Raw genomic sequence first — 17,057 nt, 5'->3', positions numbered from 1 at the left:
GCCTGCCCGAGCTCAAGTCTTGACTGTACCGCCCCCATCGCGAGCAAGCTCGCTCCCACAGGATGACCGCGATCAACTGTGGGAGCGAGCTTGCTCGCGATAGCGGTGGATCATTCGGCATCAATGCCGCTGGTTCACCGCAATCATTGGCAGGCCCTGTTTCCTCAGTGCAACTTCAGCCTAGGCTCAGTCCCGCGCCCGATCTTGCTGCCCAGCATCAGCATGGCCGTGCGGAACATGCCGTACAGCGCCATCTGGTGCATGCGGTACAGCGACACATAGAACATCCGCGCCAGCCAGCCTTCGAGCATCACACTGCCGGTCAGGTTGCCCATCAGGTTGCCCACCGCCGAGAACCGCGACAGCGAAATCAGCGAGCCGTAGTCGGTGTACTTGTATTCAGGCAGGGCCTTGCCTTCGATCCGCAGCTTCAGGGATTTGGCCAGCAGCGAGGCCTGCTGGTGCGCTGCCTGGGCGCGGGGTGGAACGTTGCGATCGCTGCCCGGTTGCGGGCAGGCGGCGCAATCGCCGAAGGCAAAGATGTTCTCGTCGCGGGTGGTCTGTAGCGTCGGCAGCACTTGCAGCTGGTTGATCCGGTTGGTCTCCAGCCCGTCGATGTCCTTGAGGAAGTCCGGTGCGCGAATTCCGGCGGCCCAGACTTTCAGGCTCGCGTCGATCACTTGGCCATCCGCCGTGATCAGGCTGTCGGCGGTCACCTGGCTGACGGCGGCGTTGGTCATGACGTTGACGCCGAGTTTTTCCAGGGTCTTGTGCACCGGTCCGCCGATACGCTCTGGCAGCGCCGGCAAGACCCGTGGGCCCGCCTCGATCAGGGTGATGTGCATGTTTTCCGGTTTGATCCGGTCCAGGCCGTAGGCGTGCAGTTCGTGGGCGGCATTGTGCAGCTCGGCCGCCAGTTCGACCCCGGTCGCACCGGCGCCGACGATGGCGACGCTGATGCGCTCGACGATATCGGTCTGTCCGGCGTGGGCACGCAGATAGTGGTGGAGCAATTGCTGATGGAAGCGCTCGGCCTGCTTGCGGGTGTCCAGGAACAGGCAGTGTTGCGCCGCGCCTTCGGTGCCGAAGTCATTGGTGGTGCTGCCGACGGCAATCACCAGGCTGTCGTAGCCCAATTCCCGAGCCGGCAACAGCTCGACGCCCGCCTCGTCATAGGTCGCGGCCAGCTGGATTCGCTTGCGCTCCCGGTCCAGGCCGCTCATGCGCCCAAGCTGGAACTCGAAGTGGTTCCATTTTGCCTGGGCGACGTAGTTGAGTTCGTCTTCGGAGGAGTTCACGGAACCGGCAGCCACTTCATGCAGCAGGGGTTTCCAGATGTGGGTCAGGTTCGCGTCGACCAGCATCACACTGGCCGTGCCACGCTTGCCCAGAGTCTTACCCAGACGGGTAGCCAACTCCAGACCGCCGGCGCCGCCGCCAACGATGACAATACGATGAGTCATGGGGATATCTCGCAAGGCTAAAGGAATTCGGTGCCGTTACCCGAGCGAGCGCCAAGCGCTTCATAGCGTCAGGTAACTGATCAGTCGGCTCAACAGGCCCAGGCCGATCGTGATGGCCAGTACCACCACCAGGAGCATCCACGGCCGGAAAGGCCGGCGCTCGACTCGGTGCTGGGACAGTTGCAGGTACTCTTCGACATGCTTCTGGTCTTCTGGGTTCAGGCGACTGGTCATAAAGGCCTCGTCAGGTAGACGTTGCGAAAGGTGAAGACGTTACAGCGTCCGGCTAGCCGGCATTGAAAGCAGCGTAGCCGCTCGCCGGAACAGGTTCGACGCTCAGGCGGTCGTCCAGGCGAATGATTCCACTTTTTAACACTCGGGCGGTGATTCCGCCATGGCCGCGTACGGCCTGGAACGTACCTTCGCCGAGGTTTCGTTCCAGTCGTGCGCAGGGTTGGCACCAGCCGGTGGTTTCAAAGATGGCTTGGCCGATGCGAAAGCGCCGACCCTTGAGGCTGAACAGATTGATGCCGCTGACCACAATATTGCGCCGCAACTCCTGAGGCAGTACTGGCTGGTTCTCGGGGCGGCCCATCAGCGAGCCGATCACCGCCAGGTGCTCCCATTGGATCAGCGTCACTTGTCGCGCATTGCGCGCACCGGGGCGGGCATGATCGCCGGTCAGTCCGGCTTCCAGGCGGGCCTCCACGGCGTCCAGTTCGATCATCGGTGCGTGGCCTTGGGGGCGCACGCCAATCCAGCGTACGCGGCCCTGCTGCGGCACGGCGGCGATCAATTCCTGCAATGGGCTCACAGGCTGATCCCGACATCGAACACGATGCTGCGCCCCAGGTTACCCCGCAAAAAGTCCGGCGCGTCGGGGTGGGCGAACAGCACTCGGGCAAACGTCGGCCCCACCAGCGACAGCGAGCGCCAGCCCTGGCGCAGGTATTCGGTAGGCGGTGGGAAGTGACTGTTGAGGTCCAGCACTTCGCGCTTGAGGCTGGCGAAGGCGATGATGTCCAAGTCGCCCAGGTCCATGCCGCGCTCGGTGTAGTTGTGGGCTTTCTTGCGCAAGGTCGGGGCCAGGCGCATCAGGAACTCATTGGCCGGGATCCGCCGGGGCTTGGCTTCGCGCCGCACCAGTTGGCTCAGGGAGAATGCGCTGCGGCGGCGTTGCAGTTCATCGCGCCATTCGTCATTGAGGCGGCGACCTTCGTCGAGTACGAAAAACACCTCGAAATTGGCATCGCGAAACAGCACGTCCGGTGGCTCACCGGCCGGGGCGAACTCGTCGGCGCGATAAGGCACGTTCAGCCCTTGCAGCAGACGCTGGCAGACCCAACGCTCACGCTCCCATTTGCGGGCATTGGAGAGAAAGGCGTTGGCTTGCTCGGCCGCGATGGTCAGCAGGCGTAAGTAATCGGAGTCATCCATGGGCCCAAGCTTAGCGTTCAATTGCGACAAGCTGGAAGCGTTGCGTTGATTAATGGCCGTTAGGGGGCGGGGTGTAGACTGCCGAGAGTTGTGGCGAGGGAGCTTGCTCCCTCATCACAGAAAATCGATGCAACAAGGGCAAGCGAAAGGAGTAGTCCCATGATCGGTGCCGAACTGCTCTCACCGCAAACCCTGGCGGCCGGTTGGCTGATGTATGTGCCGGTGTTGGCCTGGGCCGTGGTGCGGGCACCATGGGTCGAGCTGTTCACCGACAGCCGTCGCCAGCATTTGCTGTTCGGCACGGTGCTGGCGTTGTTCATGCTGTGGCTGGTGCGACGGGATTTCGACACCGGCGTCTCGTATCATTTCATCGGCATGACCGCCGTGACGCTGCTGCTGGACTGGCCATTGGCAATCCTGGGTGGCTTGTGCGCGCAGCTTGCGCTGGTGCTGCTGGGCCGTCAGGACATGGCGGCGGTCGGGGTCAACGGTGCGCTGCTGATCCTGCTGCCGGTGCTGGTCACCGAGTGTTGCGCGATCCTGGTGGAGCGCGCCCAGCCGCGCAATCTGTTCGTGTACATCTTCTGTTCGGGATTTCTCGCCGCCGCGCTTTCGGCGTTGGCATGCCTGCTGCTGGGGCTTGGCCTGTTGTGGTACGACGGGATATTCGCCATGCCTTACTGGCTGGAGGATTTCATCGGCTACCTCTGGCTGATCATCTTTCCCGAGGCTTTCATCAACGGCATGGTGATCAGTGCGTTGGTGGTGTTCAGCCCCGAATGGCTGGAGACCTTCAACCGCACGCGCTACCTGTCGGCACCGTGGAACGATGATGACAAGCCTTGATTCACGTCAAGGCTGCCCCACCGCACGCCCTTCATGCTCTGGAAAACTTCCAGGAGTACAACCATGAGTGTTTATGAGTGGGCCAGGCAAGAGATCAGGCGTAGCCACGACGCCGCCATGGAGATCGGCTTCGATCCGGGCTTGAGCCTGCGGGCCTTGCTCAGTGCCATCGTGCAGCAGAGCAAGACAGTGCGCAGCGCTGAAGACCTGGCCGACGAGTTGAGTTTCCTCGCGGAAAACCTCGACGATGAGCAGGACTACGGTTTCATGCGGCCTTAGTGGTGTGAGCGTGGCTCGAAGTCTTCGCTGAACAGCTCATCCTCGGCGTCGGGGCTGACCGGAATCTTGTGTTCTTCCGACGCCCAGGCGCCGAGGTCGATCAGTTTGCAGCGATCAGAGCAGAACGGCCGGAATGTGCTCTCCGGGCTCCATTCCACAGGGGCACCACAGGTTGGGCAATCAACGGTTGGGGTTTGGCTCATGATTGGCCTCCACGCAAAGTAAGGTAAAAGTGATGCAGGCGCTCGACCTCGCTGTGCAGCCAGGCGAGGTCGCGATCGTTGACCACCACGTCGTCGGCATGGTTCAGGCGATCCTGACGGCTGGACTGAGCCTTGAGGATTGCCTGGACCTGCTGTTCGCTGGTCTGGTCGCGCTGCAACGTACGTTCGATCTGCAGTTGTTCCGGTGCATCGATCACCAGGACCCGCTGGGTCATGGCGTACTGCCCAGATTCGATCAGCAGCGGCGACACCAGGATCGCGTAGGACGATTGTGCCTGAGCCAGATGATGGGCTATTTCCTCGGCGATCAGCGGATGTAGCAGCGCCTCGAGCCAGCGGCGCTCATCGGCCTGCTCGAAAATCAGCTTGCGCAGCGCCGCCCGGTCCAGGGTTCCGTCAGCCTGCAATACGCCAGGGCCGAAGTGCTCGGCGATTTTCGCCAGCGCCGGGCGCCCGGGTTCGACCACCCAGCGTGCCGCATGATCGGCGTCGATGACGTGCACGCCCAGGTCGATGAAATGCTGGGCTGCCGCGCTCTTGCCGCTGCCGATGCCACCGGTCAGGCCGAGAATCCAGGGTTTTTCCAGAGGGTTATTCATAAAAGATCGACATTAGAAACCGACAGACTGCCAATAGAAGTCGGTTATTTGACCACCCCAGAGCAAGGCAATCCAGCCGGCAATGGCCAGATAAGGCCCAAAGGGGATTTGCGTCGACCCGGGAGCATCACGCAAGCGCAGCACAATGACCCCGATAACGGCGCCCACCAGCGATGACAACAGCAGCGTCAGCGGCAGGATCTGCCAGCCACCCCAGGCGCCCAGCATCGCCAGCAGCTTGAAATCCCCGTAGCCCATGCCTTCCTTGCCGGTGATCAGCTTGAACACCCAGAACACCGACCACAACGCCAGGTAGCCGGCCACCGCGCCCCACATCGCCTGGTCCAGGGAAACGAACAGCCCGAAGCTGTTGACGATCAAGCCCAGCCACAACAACGGCAATACCAAGGTATCGGGCAGCAATTGATGCTCGGCATCGATCAGGCTCATGCCCAGCAGGCCCCAGGTCAGCACCAACACCATCGCAGCGTGCCAGCCAAAGCCGAAATGCCAGGCGACGAACGCCGATAACGCGCCGCAGGCCACTTCGGTCAGGGGATAGCGCTTGCCGATGGGCGCGGCGCAACCCGAACAGCGGCCGCGCAGCATCAGGTAGCTCAATAGCGGAATGTTCTCCCAGGCGCGGATGCGATGGCCGCAGTGCGGGCACTGGGAATGGGGCAGCATGAGGTTGTAGACCGGGCCCGGGGTTTCGGCGGGCAGGCCTAGCAGCTCGTGGGCTTGCAGGCGCCATTCGCGGTTGAGCATCTTTGGCAGGCGCCACACCAGCACGTTGAGGAAGCTGCCGATGATCAGGCCGAGCAATGCCGCAACGAGCACAAAAGCCACGGGATACAGCACGAAAAATTCGCTCAGGGGCATGTCAGATCGCAGAGCCGAGTTGAAAGATGGGCAGGTACATGGCAACCACCAGGCCACCGACGACGACCCCCAGGATCACCATGATGAAGGGTTCCATCAGGCTGGTGAGGTTGTCCACCAGATTGTCCACTTCGGCCTCATAAAAGCTCGCCACCTTGTCGAGCATGTCGTCCAGCGCGCCGGATTCCTCGCCGATGGCGGTCATCTGGATGGCCAGGTTCGGAAAGATGCCTGAGGCGCGCATGGAAAAATTCAACTGCATGCCGGTGGAGACGTCCTGGCGGATGCGCTGCACGGCGCGCTTGAACACCACGTTGCCGGTGGCGCCCGATACCGAATCGAGGGCTTCGACCAGCGGCACGCCAGCGGCGAATGTCGTCGAGAGCGTGCGGGCGAAGCGCGCCACCGCAGACTTGTACATCAAGGTGCCGATCAAGGGGAGCTTGAGCAGCCACTTGTCTCGCCAGTCACGAAACGCCTGGGACCGCTTGAGGGCATATTTCACCCCGAAGAACGTCCCCACCAAGGCGCCAAGCAACATCCACCACCATTGCTGCATGAATTCCGACAGGCCGATGACCATCACCGTGAAAGCCGGCAGCTGCGCCCCGAACCCGGAGAAGACTGATTCGAACTGCGGCACCACCTTGACCAGCAGGATGCCGGTGACCACCGCTGCGACGAGTATCACTGCCGTGGGGTAGGTCATGGCTTTCTTGATCTTGGCCTTGAGGGCTTCGCTCTTTTCCTTGTAAGTCGCCACCCGGTCCAGCAGGGTGTCCAACGCACCGGCCTGTTCGCCGGCGTCCACCAGGTTGCAGTACAGCTCGTCGAAATATTGCGGGCATTTGCGCAGCGAGGCGGCGAAGCTGTTGCCGGCGGCGACTTCCTGCTTCACCTGGTCCACCAGCTTGCGCATGTTGGCGTTGTCGAAGCCTTCGCCGATGATGTCGAACGCCTGCAACAGCGGCACGCCAGCCTTGAGCATCGTGGCCATCTGGCGGGTGAAGAGGGCGATGTCCAGCGGCTTGATGCGCTTGCCCTTGCTGAATATCGAGGTGGATTTCTTGCGCACCTTCTCCGGGTTGATGCCTTGCTTGCGCAGTTGTGCCTTGACCAGGGCTGGGCTCTGGCCCGTCAGCTCGCCGGTCATTTTCGCGCCTTTGCGGTCTTTGCCTTCCCACGTATAGACGTCGGTTTTTACTGCCTTGACCGCCATGCTCAATCCTTGGTGACCCGGTTGATTTCTTCGAGGCTGGTGACGCCCTGCATCACTTTGAGCAGCCCCGATGTGCGCAGGTCATTGAAGCCGTCCTTGCGCATTTGCAGATCGATTTCCAGCGAGTTGCCCTCGGCCATGATCAACCGTTGCAGCTCGGGCGTGTTCTTGACCACTTCGTAAACCCCCACGCGCCCTTTGTAGCCGTGGTTGCACTGTTCGCAACCGACCGGCTCATAGATCGTGAATGTGCCGATGCGTTCCCGGGGGAAACCTTCCTTGAGCAAGGTTTCCTCGGGAACCTCGATGGCCTTCTTGCAGTGGTTGCACAGCTTGCGCGCCAGCCGCTGGGCGATGATCAGGTGCACGGCGGTGGCGATGTTGAACCCCGGAATGCCCATGTTCTGCAAGCGGATCAGGGTTTCGGCGGCGCTGTTGGTGTGCAAGGTGGAGAGCACCAGGTGCCCGGTCTGGGCGGCCTTGATGGCGATTTCGGCGGTTTCCAGGTCGCGGATCTCGCCGACCATGATCACATCCGGGTCCTGGCGCAGGAACGAGCGCAGGGCCTGGGCGAAGTCCAGCCCCTGGCGCGGGTTCACGTTGACCTGGTTGATGCCTTCCATGTTGATCTCCACCGGGTCTTCGGCGGTGGAAATGTTGATGTCCACGGTGTTGAGGATATTCAGCCCGGTGTACAGCGATACGGTCTTGCCCGAGCCGGTCGGTCCGGTGACCAGGATCAGCCCTTGTGGTTGCTTGAGGGCGGCCATGTACAGGTCTTTCTGATCCGGTTCATAGCCCAGGGCATCGATGCCCATTTGCGCACTGGACGGGTCGAGGATCCGGATTACCACTTTTTCGCCCCAGAGCGTCGGCAGGGTGTTGACCCGGAAGTCGATGGACTTGGTTTTCGACAGGCGCATTTTCAATCGGCCGTCCTGGGGTTTGCGCCGCTCGGAAATATCCAGGCTGGCCATGACCTTCAGGCGGGCGGCAATACGGGTCGCCAGTTGGATCGGCGGCCGGGCCACTTCCCGCAGCATGCCGTCGGTGCGCACCCGCACCCGGTAGATTTTTTCGTAAGGCTCGAAGTGCAGGTCGGAAGAGCCGCCCTTGATCGCGTCCAGCAGCATCTTGTTGACGAAACGCACCACGGGCGCGTCGTCGGTGTCCTGGCCGCCGATGGAATCCTGCTTGGTGTCGTCGATCGATTCGATGTCCAGGCCGTCGAGGTCGGCATCGCCCATGCCTTCCAGGCCCGTACTTGTGGATTCGAAGAATTTCTCGATGGCGTCGCTGAGTTTATCGTCCTCCACCAGGATGGCTTCGGTGGTCAGGCCGGTGCTGAACTGGATGTCATTGATGGCCTGGTGATTAGTCGGGTCGGAGATGCCCACGAACAGTTTGTTGCCGCGTCGCCACAGCGGCAGGGCATGGTGCTGGCGCACCAGTTTTTCGCTGACCAGGCCGGTGGGCTGGGCTTCTTTGTCCAGGCTGTTGAGGTCCAGCAGGGCGACGCCGAAATGCTCCGAGGCAATTTCCGCGACCTGACGGCTCTGGACCAGTTTGTTCTGCACCAGGTAGCTGACCAGGGGGATGCGGCTGCGTTGCGCCTGTTGATACGCCTGTTGCGCACTTTGCTCGGTGATCAGTTCGGCCAGCACCAATTGCTTGGTCAGGCCGCTGAGGGCGATGTCATTCATGGGGATACCGGACGCGGACAGTTCATGACTTATAGCCTAGTCAAGCATCGACGCCAAACCAGCGGGCCAGGGTGACAAAAAACGTCAGATAGTGCGGTTGTGGAGGTAGGACGCCGCCGTTGTGCGGGTTCAAACCCCTTTATTGATAGGGCTTGAGGGTTGGCATGTGCCCTGCAATGGCCGTTTCAGGTCATGAGATTTCGACTCATGCATGGGAGATGTCTATGAATAAGCAAAAGGGTTTTACGCTGATCGAGCTGCTGATCGTCGTGGCGATCATCGGCATTCTGGCGACATTCGCGTTGCCGCAGTACTCCAGGTACCAAGCGCGAGCCAAGGCGACGGCCGGGCTGGCGGAAATCAGTGCATTAAGAGTGGCGTTCGAAGATGTCATGAATCAGGGGACGAGCCCTACGCTGGCCAACATTGGTGGCACATCACCCACCAGCAACTGCACACTCACAGCGTCGGGGACGGCCAACGATGGAGTAGGCACGATCGCTTGCACCCTCCTTAATGCACCTGCTCCGGTGCTCGGCAGAACCATCACGCTCAGTCGATCTGCCGCAGGGGTCTGGACCTGTGCCTCTACTGCCGCTCAAGAATTCTTGCCAGCTGGCTGTACCGGTGCCGCCGCGGGTCCATAAACGATCCCTGTTGACTCGGCCCCGCTTAAACACCGGGGCTTTTTATTGGGCGTTGGAAATGTTCAGTAATTCAGAAGCTTAGCGGGCGAGCGAAACCCGCAACTTGCATGTTGAAAATCGCCAGGTCATGCATTTTGCATGATCACGAAAACAACCGCTTCGCTTAACCTGCTGATTTATAAGAAATTTATAAATGTTTCAAAACTGGCACAGCCTTCGCACTACTCCTGATAACCCTGCCGGGATCCACCTCCGGCAGTTTTTGAGAAAAACAGGAGTTACTCGTATGAAGAAGTTCGCTATCACTGCCGCCGCTGCTACCGCACTGACCCTGACCATGGCTAGCGCATTCGCCGAGACCACTCAAGCAACTCAGGCGCCAATGATGCTGGCTGCGGGCGAAGTGACAGAGGCCAAGGAAGACGTTTCCGATACCTGGATCACCACCAAGGTCAAAGCTGACCTGGTCACCGAAAAAGGCATTCCTGGCAGCGACATCAAAGTCGAAACCAATAAAGGTGTTGTGTCCCTGTCTTCGATGACCAAAGTCACTGATGCACAAAAAGACACCGCCGTGGCGATCGCCAAGAAAATCAAAGGCGTCAAGGCCGTATCGGCTGACGGCCTGAAAGCCGAGTAAGGCTAAGACTTCTCGCCTGGACCGGGAGAAGGCACGGTAAGCGGGCTGAGTCATACGCTTGCCGTTGCTTTGGAGTTCATGCGAAAGGCCACACGGACGTGGCCATTACAGGCCCCCGGCATTCGTGCCGGGGGCCTGTTCTATTCTGGGGAGGGAAGAGTGTGCGGTCCGGCCGGGGAAACCGGGTTGTCCTTATCGCGAGCAAGCTCGCTCCCACAGGGATCGAGTTCTTTCAGAAGAAAGCGATCAAGCCTGTTCCCCCAGGGATCGAGTTCTTTCAGAAGAAAGCGATCAAGCCTGTTCCCCCAGGGGATCGAGTTCTGCCGGAAGCAATGCGATCAAATGTGGGAGCGAGCTTGCTCGCGATGGCGGCGGTACATTCAGCGCCCCCGCTTGCTGGTGATCTGCACCAGCCGATTCCCCTCGAAACGCAGGTACTGGTACATGCCGCTGTTGGGGCCGTAGGTCCATTCTTCCACCGGGTATTCCTCCCGGCGATTGACACTGCGCTTGTAGCCCAGGTCATCCCGTGCCGCGGGCTGCCCGCACTTTTGCAGCACTTCACTGGAGCGGTCGCCGACGCTGATCAACTGGCTGCCGCAGCGCAACGTGTCGGCAGCCGATACCTGACCGGCGGCGAGCAACAGACCCAGGCTGAGCCTGTAGCACGGTTTCATCTTATTCGGCATCCAGATGCATAGGGGTAATCACCCGGCCATCGCTTTCAGCCTGGCCGAGGCTGGCGTCGATGAAGTACACGCGGTCGTCGGCCAATTGGCCTTTGTCCACCAGGAAATCCTTGATGCTGCTGGCCCGTTCCTGCCCCAGCTGACGCAATAGCACGTCGCTGCCGCTCCAGAACTTGATCACGCCTTCGCGCAGTTTCTCGATACGGGCCTTTTTATCCAGTTGCGTCCATTCGGCCGGCGGCTGGGTCTTGAGGCGCGTGCGGTAGATGCCTTCGAGCAGCGGGGCCTTTTCATCCTCGGGCACTTCTATCAGCGAAGCCTGGGCCGGAACTTTGTCGCCCCGACGCTGGAGCATCTTGTAGTAGTTGTACTGGTATTCGCGCTCCAGGCGCTGGGCGGCGAGCAATGGTCCGTCGCTGCTCTCGGCGGCGGTGCCTTCGATCTCCAGGCGCAGCTCCGGCCGTTTGGCCAGGGCTTCGGAGAGTTTGAGCAGCGTGCCTTCGTTGTCCTTGCTCAGGTCGCTGGAGCCCGGCGCAAACGCGACGCTGCCCAGGTCCTCCGAGCCGCCGCCGGCCACCAGCCCGCCGATGAGCTTGAACGGCGCCTGGGCCGCGCGTACCACCAGGTTGCGCAGGGTCTGCCAGACGATGGGCATGACACTGAACTGCGGATCGTTGAGGTTGCCAGTGACCGGCAGTTCGATGGAAATCTTGCCCTCTGAGTCCTTGAGCAAAGCGATGGCCAGTTTCAGCGGCAGGCTCACAGCGTCCGGGCTGTCGACTTTTTCCCCCAACTGCAATTGCTCGACCACCACCTTGTTCTCCGCCTGGAGCTGGCCCTTGGTGATTCGGTAATGCAGATCGAGATTGAGCCGGCCCTTGCGGATGCGATAACCGGCGAACTTGCCGGAGTAGGGCGTCAGGGTCGTCAGCTCGACCCGTTTGAAACTGGTGGCGATGTCGAGGCTGGCCATCGGGTCGAAGGGGTTGACCGCGCCCTTGATAGTGACAGGTGCGTAACGGTCGACCTTGCCCTTGACGTCCACGCTGGCCGGTTGAGCCTGGCGGCTGTCGATGGTGCCGATCTGGCCATTGAGTTGCTGGATGGCCGTGGCGAAGTTGGGTGTCAGGCTGAAGTCGGCGAAGTTGGCCGAACCGTCGTTGATGGCGATGCCGCCGATGTGAATGCCCAGCGGTTTTTCCTGGGACGCCGGTTTTGCCGCGGTGCTCTTCGTGCCGCTGTCGGCCGGTTGCGGGATCAGCAGGTCATCGACGTTGGTGGTGCGGTCGTCATTGATCATGAACCGCGCGTAAGGCTGGAACAGGTTGACCTTGTCGATGGACAGGCTGTCGCCGTGCTGATAGTTCAGGCCCTCGAGGACCAGTTTCTGCCACTTGAGGAAATCACGGGTCTTGAGGGTGTCGAGGGTGTGCAACTGATCGACCTGGGCGCGGCCGGTGACGGCGAATGCCAGCGGCTCGGTGCTTTTGAGGTCGACCGCCAGGTCACTGCCGAGCATCCCGGAGCGCAGCTCCAGGCGAATGAATGGGTTGATATACGACTGGGCGACACGCAGGTCGATGTCCTGGGTCTTGACCTTGAGCCTGGCGCTGATCGGGTTCAGGTTGACCTCGCCATCGGCCAGGATCTTGCCCTGTTTGCCCAGTCCGGTGTCCAGCTTGAGGGTAAAGGGCGAGCCATTGAGGGTGTCGTAGTTCTGCAGGTCGAGGTTCAGCGGGCCGACCTCCAGGGCCACGGCGGGCTGCGCCTGGCGGTCGGCCAGGTGCACTCGGTAGTCGCGCAGTTGCACGTCCTTCAACAGCACTTGCCACGGTTTGCTGGGCGGTGCCGGTTCAGCTTTTGGCGAGTCGGCCGCCGCCGGGGCGGATGCCGGTTCAGCCTTGACCTGCGGTTTGGCTGGCTGGCTGGCGAAGAGCTTCTGCCAGTCCAACTGCCCGTCCGCCTCGCGAGCGGCCCAGGTTTCCAGCTTCTGGCTGCGGATCTTGCCCACGATAACCTGCTGCTTGGCCAGGTCCACCGTGGTTTCGCTCACGTCCAGGCGTTCGAGTTTCACCAGTGGACGGCCATCGGGGGACTTGATGGCGAAGGGCGCGACACTGACGGCGACGTTGTTGAGCAGCAGCTCGGTGCCTTTGGCCAGGTTGAGCTTGTAATCGGCGTTGAGGTTCAGGACGCCGTTTTCCAACACCAGCGGTACGGCGTCGCGTACGTAGGGCCACCAGGCTTTCATTTGGCCGCCAGTGACCTTGAGCGTGCCTTGGGAGGCAATGGGTGTGAGGCTGAAATTGCCGGTCCAATCGATCTGTCCGCCCTGGGGGCCGGCCGCCACCAGGGTCATGTCGGCATTGTCGTCGGGCAGGGTGCTGAGGTTCTTCAGCTCGAAATCGAGGGTGTCGTAGAGGAATTCGATGGGCTCGCTGGGGCGCAGGTCCTGGAAATGCACGTATCCGCCGGCCAACTTGATTCGATCGACCCGCAGGGGGAACGGCTTGGCCTCGGGATCGGCGGGCGTCGGTTCGCTGGCAGGCAGCTTGAACAGGCCCAGCAGGTTCAACTGGCCGTCCTTGGTGAACACGACTTCGGTCTTGGGCTTGTCCAGCTCGATGTCGACCAGATGCAGGGCGCCGGACCACAAGCTGTCGAGTTGCAGATTGGCGTAGAGCCGTTCGAAGCCGACCTGCTCCTTGCCTGGCTCGCCAATATTCAGGCCCCAGAGGGTGACTTCAAGGCTGAAAGGATTGAGTTCTATACGCTGGATCTGCGCCGGCACTGTCGCATGGGCGGCCAATTGCTGATTGGCGATGCGCAAGGCAATGCCCGGCAATATCAGAAAACCCAACAGGCTGTAGAGGGCCAGTGCGGTCAACAGGGCGCCGAAAGCGCGAATCAATCCTTTGGGCATGTGCGGCTTCATCTAGTGTGAATTCAGAGTGCCTTGGAGTATGGCATGCGTTTACGGTTCCGAAGCCACTGTGATTTAACAGATTTGTCCGTTTTGCGCGTAAGAATTCCGAGTCTGGCTTAGAGTTGGAGGATCAGCGTCTTGAGTGGCGGTTGTTGATCCAGGGAGGGAAAATCGCTGCCGGGTGCCAGCACGCTCCACTCGCGCACCGGTCGGCCAGCTTTTTCCGCACAACGCAACACCTGCTCGCGCCAGTCGTCCATGGGCACTTTTGCCAGGTTGTTGCAGCAGATCAGCACGCCATTGTCAGCGGTGGTGAGCAGCGCCGGTTTCAGCAGGCTTTGGTAGTCGCGCAACAAGTCGACAGTGCCGAAGGCACTTTTGGCCCAGGCCGGAGGGTCGAGCAGCACCAGGTCGTACTGGCGTTGCTCCAGGCGCACATAGCTGGGCAGTTTTTGCCCGCGACGCTGGCTGATGGGCAGGCCGGCCAGTTGGCGAATCGCCGGGAAGTAATCCGACTGCACGAATTCCATGGGTGGCAAATCGGGGTTGAGCAGGCCGTTTTCGCGGCCCACCGCCAGGTTGCCTTCGGCGAAGTCCAGGTTGCACACCTCCCGCGCGCCACCGGCCGCAGCGCTCAGGCCGACGCCACAGGTGTAGGCGAACAGGTTCAACACGCTTTTGCCACGGCTGTTTGCCTTGACCCAGCCTCGGGCGTTGCGCAGGTCGAGAAACAGCAAGGGATCCTGCCCGGCATGGCGGCCGCGAACGCGATAATTCAAGCCCCATTCATGCCCGACCAGGTCTTGCAGGGCGGCCTCGTCCGCCTGATAGACCGTGTCCTGGCGGTCGATGCGCGAATTGCCCCGGGCGCGGTCGTTGTAGACCAACAAGGTTTCCAGGCCCAGCCATTCGTTGACGAGGCCATGCAGTTGCAGCAGGTCGTCGCGCTCCAGTGACTGATGGAAGCTCTGCACCAGCAGTTGCGGGCCGTAGCGGTCGACGGTCAGGCCGGGCGCGCCTTCCTGGCTGCCGTGGAACAGGCGATAGCAATCGGTGCCTTGCTCATGCAATTGGCCGAGCAGTTCCTGACGCTGGTCGAGGGCGGCGCGCAGCGCCTGATTCAAGGAAGACATGCCGGGCGCGCCTTTGAGAAATGAGGCGCGGGAGTTTAGCAGTTATGGATACTCGGGTTGGGTATTGCATGCTGTTGAGTCGGGCTCTGACCTATGGCGAAGGGCTTTGTGGGAGCAAGGCTTGCCCGCGATGAAGGCGATGCGGTCTTTCAGGAATCGAGGTGCCTGTTTCGCGAGCAAGCTTTGCTCCCACAAAGCCCCTCGCCACAAGGACGCGGTACCTCAGGGGGAACCGCGTCGTTTGGCTTATCGATTCAAGCGCTTGTCGATCAGCCCTTCCACCACACTTGGATCGGCCAGGGTCGAGGTGTCGCCGAGGCTGTCGAGTTCGTTGCAGGCGATCTTGCGCAGGATGCGTCGCATGATCTTGCCCGAACGGGTCTTGGGCAGCGCCGGTGCCCATTGGATCAGTTCCGGCTTGGCGAAGCTGCCGATTTCCTTGCTGACGTGGGCGAGCAATTCCTTCTTCAGCTCGTCATTGGCCTCCACACCGTTCATCGGCGTGACAAAGGCATAGATGCCTTGGCCCTTGAGGTCATGGGGGTAACCGACCACGGCCGCTTCGGCGATGTTGTCGTGCAGCACCAGGGCGCTTTCCACCTCGGCGGTGCCAATGCGATGCCCGGAGACGTTGATCACATCGTCGATGCGCCCGGTGATCCAGTAATCGCCGTCTTCGTCGCGGCGCGCGCCGTCGCCGGTGAAGTAGTAGCCGGGATAGGGCTTGAAGTACGTCTCCACCATGCGTTGGTGGTCGCCATAGACACTGCGAATCTGCCCCGGCCAACTGGATTTGATCGCCAGCACGCCGCTGCCGGCGCCGCTGATTTCCTTGCCCACCTCATCCAGCAAGACCGGTTGCACGCCGAACATCGGTTGGGTGGCGCAGCCCGGTTTGAGCCGTGGGGCACTGACCAGCGGGCTGAGCATGATGCCGCCGGTTTCGGTCTGCCACCAGGTATCGACAATCGGGCAGCGTTGTTCGCCTACGATGTTGAAATACCATTCCCACGCCTCAGGGTTGATCGGCTCACCGACGCTGCCGAGCAATCGCAGGCTTTTGCGCGACGTTTCCTGCAACGGTCCGGCCCCTTCGCGCATCAGCGCACGTAGGGCGGTCGGTGCGGTGTAGAAGATGTTGACCTGGTGCTTGTCAATCACCTGCCAGAAGCGCGAACTGCTGGGGTGGCTCGGCACGCCCTCGAAGATCAGTGTGGTGGCGCCGTTGGCCAGCGGGCCGTAGACGATGTAGCTATGGCCGGTGACCCAGCCGACGTCGGCGGTGCACCAGAACACTTCGTTGTCGCGGTAGTCGAGCACGTACTTGAATGTCATCGCCGCTTGCAGCAGATAGCCGCCCGTGGTGTGCAGCACACCCTTGGGTTTGCCGGTACTGCCGGAGGTGTAGAGGATAAACAGCGGGTCTTCGGCGTCCATCGGTTCGGGCGGGCAGTCGTCGCTGATGTCGTGCATGGCCTGGTGATACCAGAGGTCACGACCTTCAACCCAGCCCACCTCGCCCTGGGTGCGCTCGACCACCAGCACGGTGCTGACGTTCGGGCAGCTTTCCAGGGCTTTGTCGACGTTGCGCTTGAGCGGTATGAAGCGTCCGCCACGCACGCCTTCGTCAGCGGTGATCACGGTGCGGCAGTCGGCATCGAGAATCCGATCGCGCAGGGAGTCCGGCGAGAAGCCGCCGAACACCACCGAATGCACCGCGCCGATGCGGGTGCAGGCGAGCATGGCGTAGGCGGCCTCGGGAATCATCGGCATGTAGATGCAGACCCGGTCGCCTTTCTTCACGCCACGGCTTTTCAGCACGTTGGCCAGGCGGCACACATGATTGTGCAGTTTCTTGTAGGTGATTTGCGCCGATTCGGCGGGGTCGTCGCCTTCCCAGATGATCGCGACCTGGTCGCCACGGGTGTCCAGGTGACGGTCGATGCAATTGGCGCTGACGTTCAGCTTGCCGCCGGCGAACCAGGACGCGTCGCCGTTCTTGAGGTCATAGCGCTGGACGGTTTGCCAGGGCGTCATCCAGTCGAGAAAGCGCGTGGCCTGCTCGGCCCAGAAGGCGCTGGGGTGTTCGATGGATTCTTTGTAGAGCCGCTTGTACTCGTCCTGACTCAGTTGCGCAGCCCGGCGGACGGCATCGGCGTGGGGGTACTGGCTGATATCGAACATGACGGTTCCTTATTCTTGTTTTTGCGACAAGTCATAAAGATGCGCCCAGTAGCCTGAGGGTTCAAGTCATGCACAAAGCAACTGTGGGAGCGAGCTTGCTCGCGATGGGGGTGGATCAGTAACACAGAGGTTGACTGACACACCGCCATCGCGAGCAAGCTCGCTCCCACAGGGATTAGCGGTGAA

At 61.3% G+C, this 17,057-nt stretch carries 17 protein-coding genes; 4 read left to right on the top strand and 13 right to left on the bottom strand.

Annotated features, from left to right (window positions below; translation table 11 throughout):
* Nucleotides 1–164: 164 nt before the first annotated feature.
* Genes AC3A5O_RS24525 through AC3A5O_RS24510 form a run of 4 tightly spaced genes read right to left on the bottom strand, consistent with a single transcriptional unit; the run spans nt 165 to nt 2,900 of the window.
* Nucleotides 165–1,463: an NAD(P)/FAD-dependent oxidoreductase gene (locus AC3A5O_RS24525; RefSeq protein ID WP_487753848.1), complete on the bottom strand. Its 1,299-nt coding sequence runs from the start codon at nt 1,461–1,463 to the stop codon at nt 165–167.
* Nucleotides 1,464–1,523: 60 nt separating this feature from the next.
* Nucleotides 1,524–1,697, bottom strand: coding sequence for a DUF3094 family protein (locus AC3A5O_RS24520; protein ID WP_076386361.1), 174 nt, complete (start codon nt 1,695–1,697; stop codon nt 1,524–1,526).
* 52 nt (nt 1,698–1,749) lie between these two features.
* The gene (locus tag AC3A5O_RS24515) at nt 1,750–2,277 is read right to left on the bottom strand and encodes an MOSC domain-containing protein (protein ID WP_122564921.1); all 528 of its coding nucleotides are present in this window, start codon (nt 2,275–2,277) and stop codon (nt 1,750–1,752) included.
* Complete coding sequence (locus tag AC3A5O_RS24510) at nt 2,274–2,900, bottom strand: DUF1780 domain-containing protein (protein ID WP_025215531.1); 627 nt, start codon at nt 2,898–2,900, stop codon at nt 2,274–2,276. Before AC3A5O_RS24510 ends, AC3A5O_RS24515 begins: the two co-directional genes overlap by 4 nt.
* Before the next feature lie 159 nt (nt 2,901–3,059).
* On the opposite strand from AC3A5O_RS24510, the gene AC3A5O_RS24505 reads away from it, so the two are divergent.
* Together AC3A5O_RS24505 and AC3A5O_RS24500 are read left to right on the top strand one after the other, a co-directional pair.
* Nucleotides 3,060–3,746 (top strand): energy-coupling factor ABC transporter permease, encoded by a 687-nt coding sequence (locus AC3A5O_RS24505; protein ID WP_305468537.1) that lies wholly within the window; start codon nt 3,060–3,062, stop codon nt 3,744–3,746.
* Between the two features lie 63 nt (nt 3,747–3,809).
* The gene (locus tag AC3A5O_RS24500; RefSeq protein ID WP_053125334.1) at nt 3,810–4,025 is read left to right on the top strand and encodes a hypothetical protein; all 216 of its coding nucleotides are present in this window, start codon (nt 3,810–3,812) and stop codon (nt 4,023–4,025) included.
* On the opposite strand, the gene yacG is transcribed toward AC3A5O_RS24500, so the two are convergent.
* The 5 genes from yacG to pilB are packed head-to-tail and all read right to left on the bottom strand — an operon-like array spanning nt 4,022 to nt 8,652.
* On the bottom strand, nt 4,022–4,228 hold the full coding sequence (yacG, locus tag AC3A5O_RS24495) for a DNA gyrase inhibitor YacG (RefSeq protein WP_018609255.1): 207 nt from the start codon (nt 4,226–4,228) through the stop codon (nt 4,022–4,024). The two genes, AC3A5O_RS24500 and yacG, sit on opposite strands and share 4 nt — an antisense overlap.
* Complete coding sequence (gene coaE / locus AC3A5O_RS24490; protein ID WP_122564919.1) at nt 4,225–4,848, bottom strand: dephospho-CoA kinase; 624 nt, start codon at nt 4,846–4,848, stop codon at nt 4,225–4,227. Before coaE ends, yacG begins: the two co-directional genes overlap by 4 nt.
* A 12-nt stretch (nt 4,849–4,860) precedes the next feature.
* Entirely contained in the window at nt 4,861–5,730 is an 870-nt protein-coding gene (locus tag AC3A5O_RS24485; RefSeq protein WP_122564918.1) for a prepilin peptidase, read from the bottom strand.
* A 1-nt stretch (nt 5,731) separates the two neighbouring features.
* Complete coding sequence (locus AC3A5O_RS24480) at nt 5,732–6,949, bottom strand: type II secretion system F family protein (RefSeq protein ID WP_122564917.1); 1,218 nt, start codon at nt 6,947–6,949, stop codon at nt 5,732–5,734.
* Between the two features lie 2 nt (nt 6,950–6,951).
* Nucleotides 6,952–8,652: a type IV-A pilus assembly ATPase PilB gene (pilB, locus tag AC3A5O_RS24475; protein ID WP_122564916.1), complete on the bottom strand. Its 1,701-nt coding sequence runs from the start codon at nt 8,650–8,652 to the stop codon at nt 6,952–6,954.
* A gap of 224 nt (nt 8,653–8,876) precedes the next feature.
* On the opposite strand from pilB, the gene AC3A5O_RS24470 reads away from it, so the two are divergent.
* On the top strand, nt 8,877–9,299 hold the full coding sequence (locus tag AC3A5O_RS24470; RefSeq protein WP_487753847.1) for a pilin: 423 nt from the start codon (nt 8,877–8,879) through the stop codon (nt 9,297–9,299).
* Between the two features lie 286 nt (nt 9,300–9,585).
* Nucleotides 9,586–9,939: a BON domain-containing protein gene (locus AC3A5O_RS24465; RefSeq protein ID WP_025215523.1), complete on the top strand. Its 354-nt coding sequence runs from the start codon at nt 9,586–9,588 to the stop codon at nt 9,937–9,939.
* Nucleotides 9,940–10,319: 380 nt separating this feature from the next.
* Here AC3A5O_RS24465 and AC3A5O_RS24460 read toward each other — a convergent pair whose 3' ends face one another.
* The 4 genes from AC3A5O_RS24460 to acs form a co-directional block, all read right to left on the bottom strand.
* Entirely contained in the window at nt 10,320–10,616 is a 297-nt protein-coding gene (locus AC3A5O_RS24460; protein ID WP_487753846.1) for a DUF2845 domain-containing protein, read from the bottom strand.
* Nucleotide 10,617: 1 nt separating this feature from the next.
* The gene (locus AC3A5O_RS24455) at nt 10,618–13,551 is read right to left on the bottom strand and encodes a DUF748 domain-containing protein (protein ID WP_205929577.1); all 2,934 of its coding nucleotides are present in this window, start codon (nt 13,549–13,551) and stop codon (nt 10,618–10,620) included.
* Nucleotides 13,552–13,670: 119 nt separating this feature from the next.
* Nucleotides 13,671–14,687: a class I SAM-dependent rRNA methyltransferase gene (locus AC3A5O_RS24450; protein WP_122564913.1), complete on the bottom strand. Its 1,017-nt coding sequence runs from the start codon at nt 14,685–14,687 to the stop codon at nt 13,671–13,673.
* Nucleotides 14,688–14,933: 246 nt separating this feature from the next.
* Nucleotides 14,934–16,871, bottom strand: a complete 1,938-nt coding sequence (gene acs / locus AC3A5O_RS24445; protein ID WP_122564912.1) for an acetate--CoA ligase — start codon at nt 16,869–16,871, stop codon at nt 14,934–14,936.
* Between the last annotated feature and the right edge of the window lie 186 nt (nt 16,872–17,057).

The sequence above is a fragment of the Pseudomonas sp. Soil_N_39 genome (genome assembly GCF_057655955.1).
This window is presented reverse-complemented; position numbering and strand designations above follow the sequence as displayed.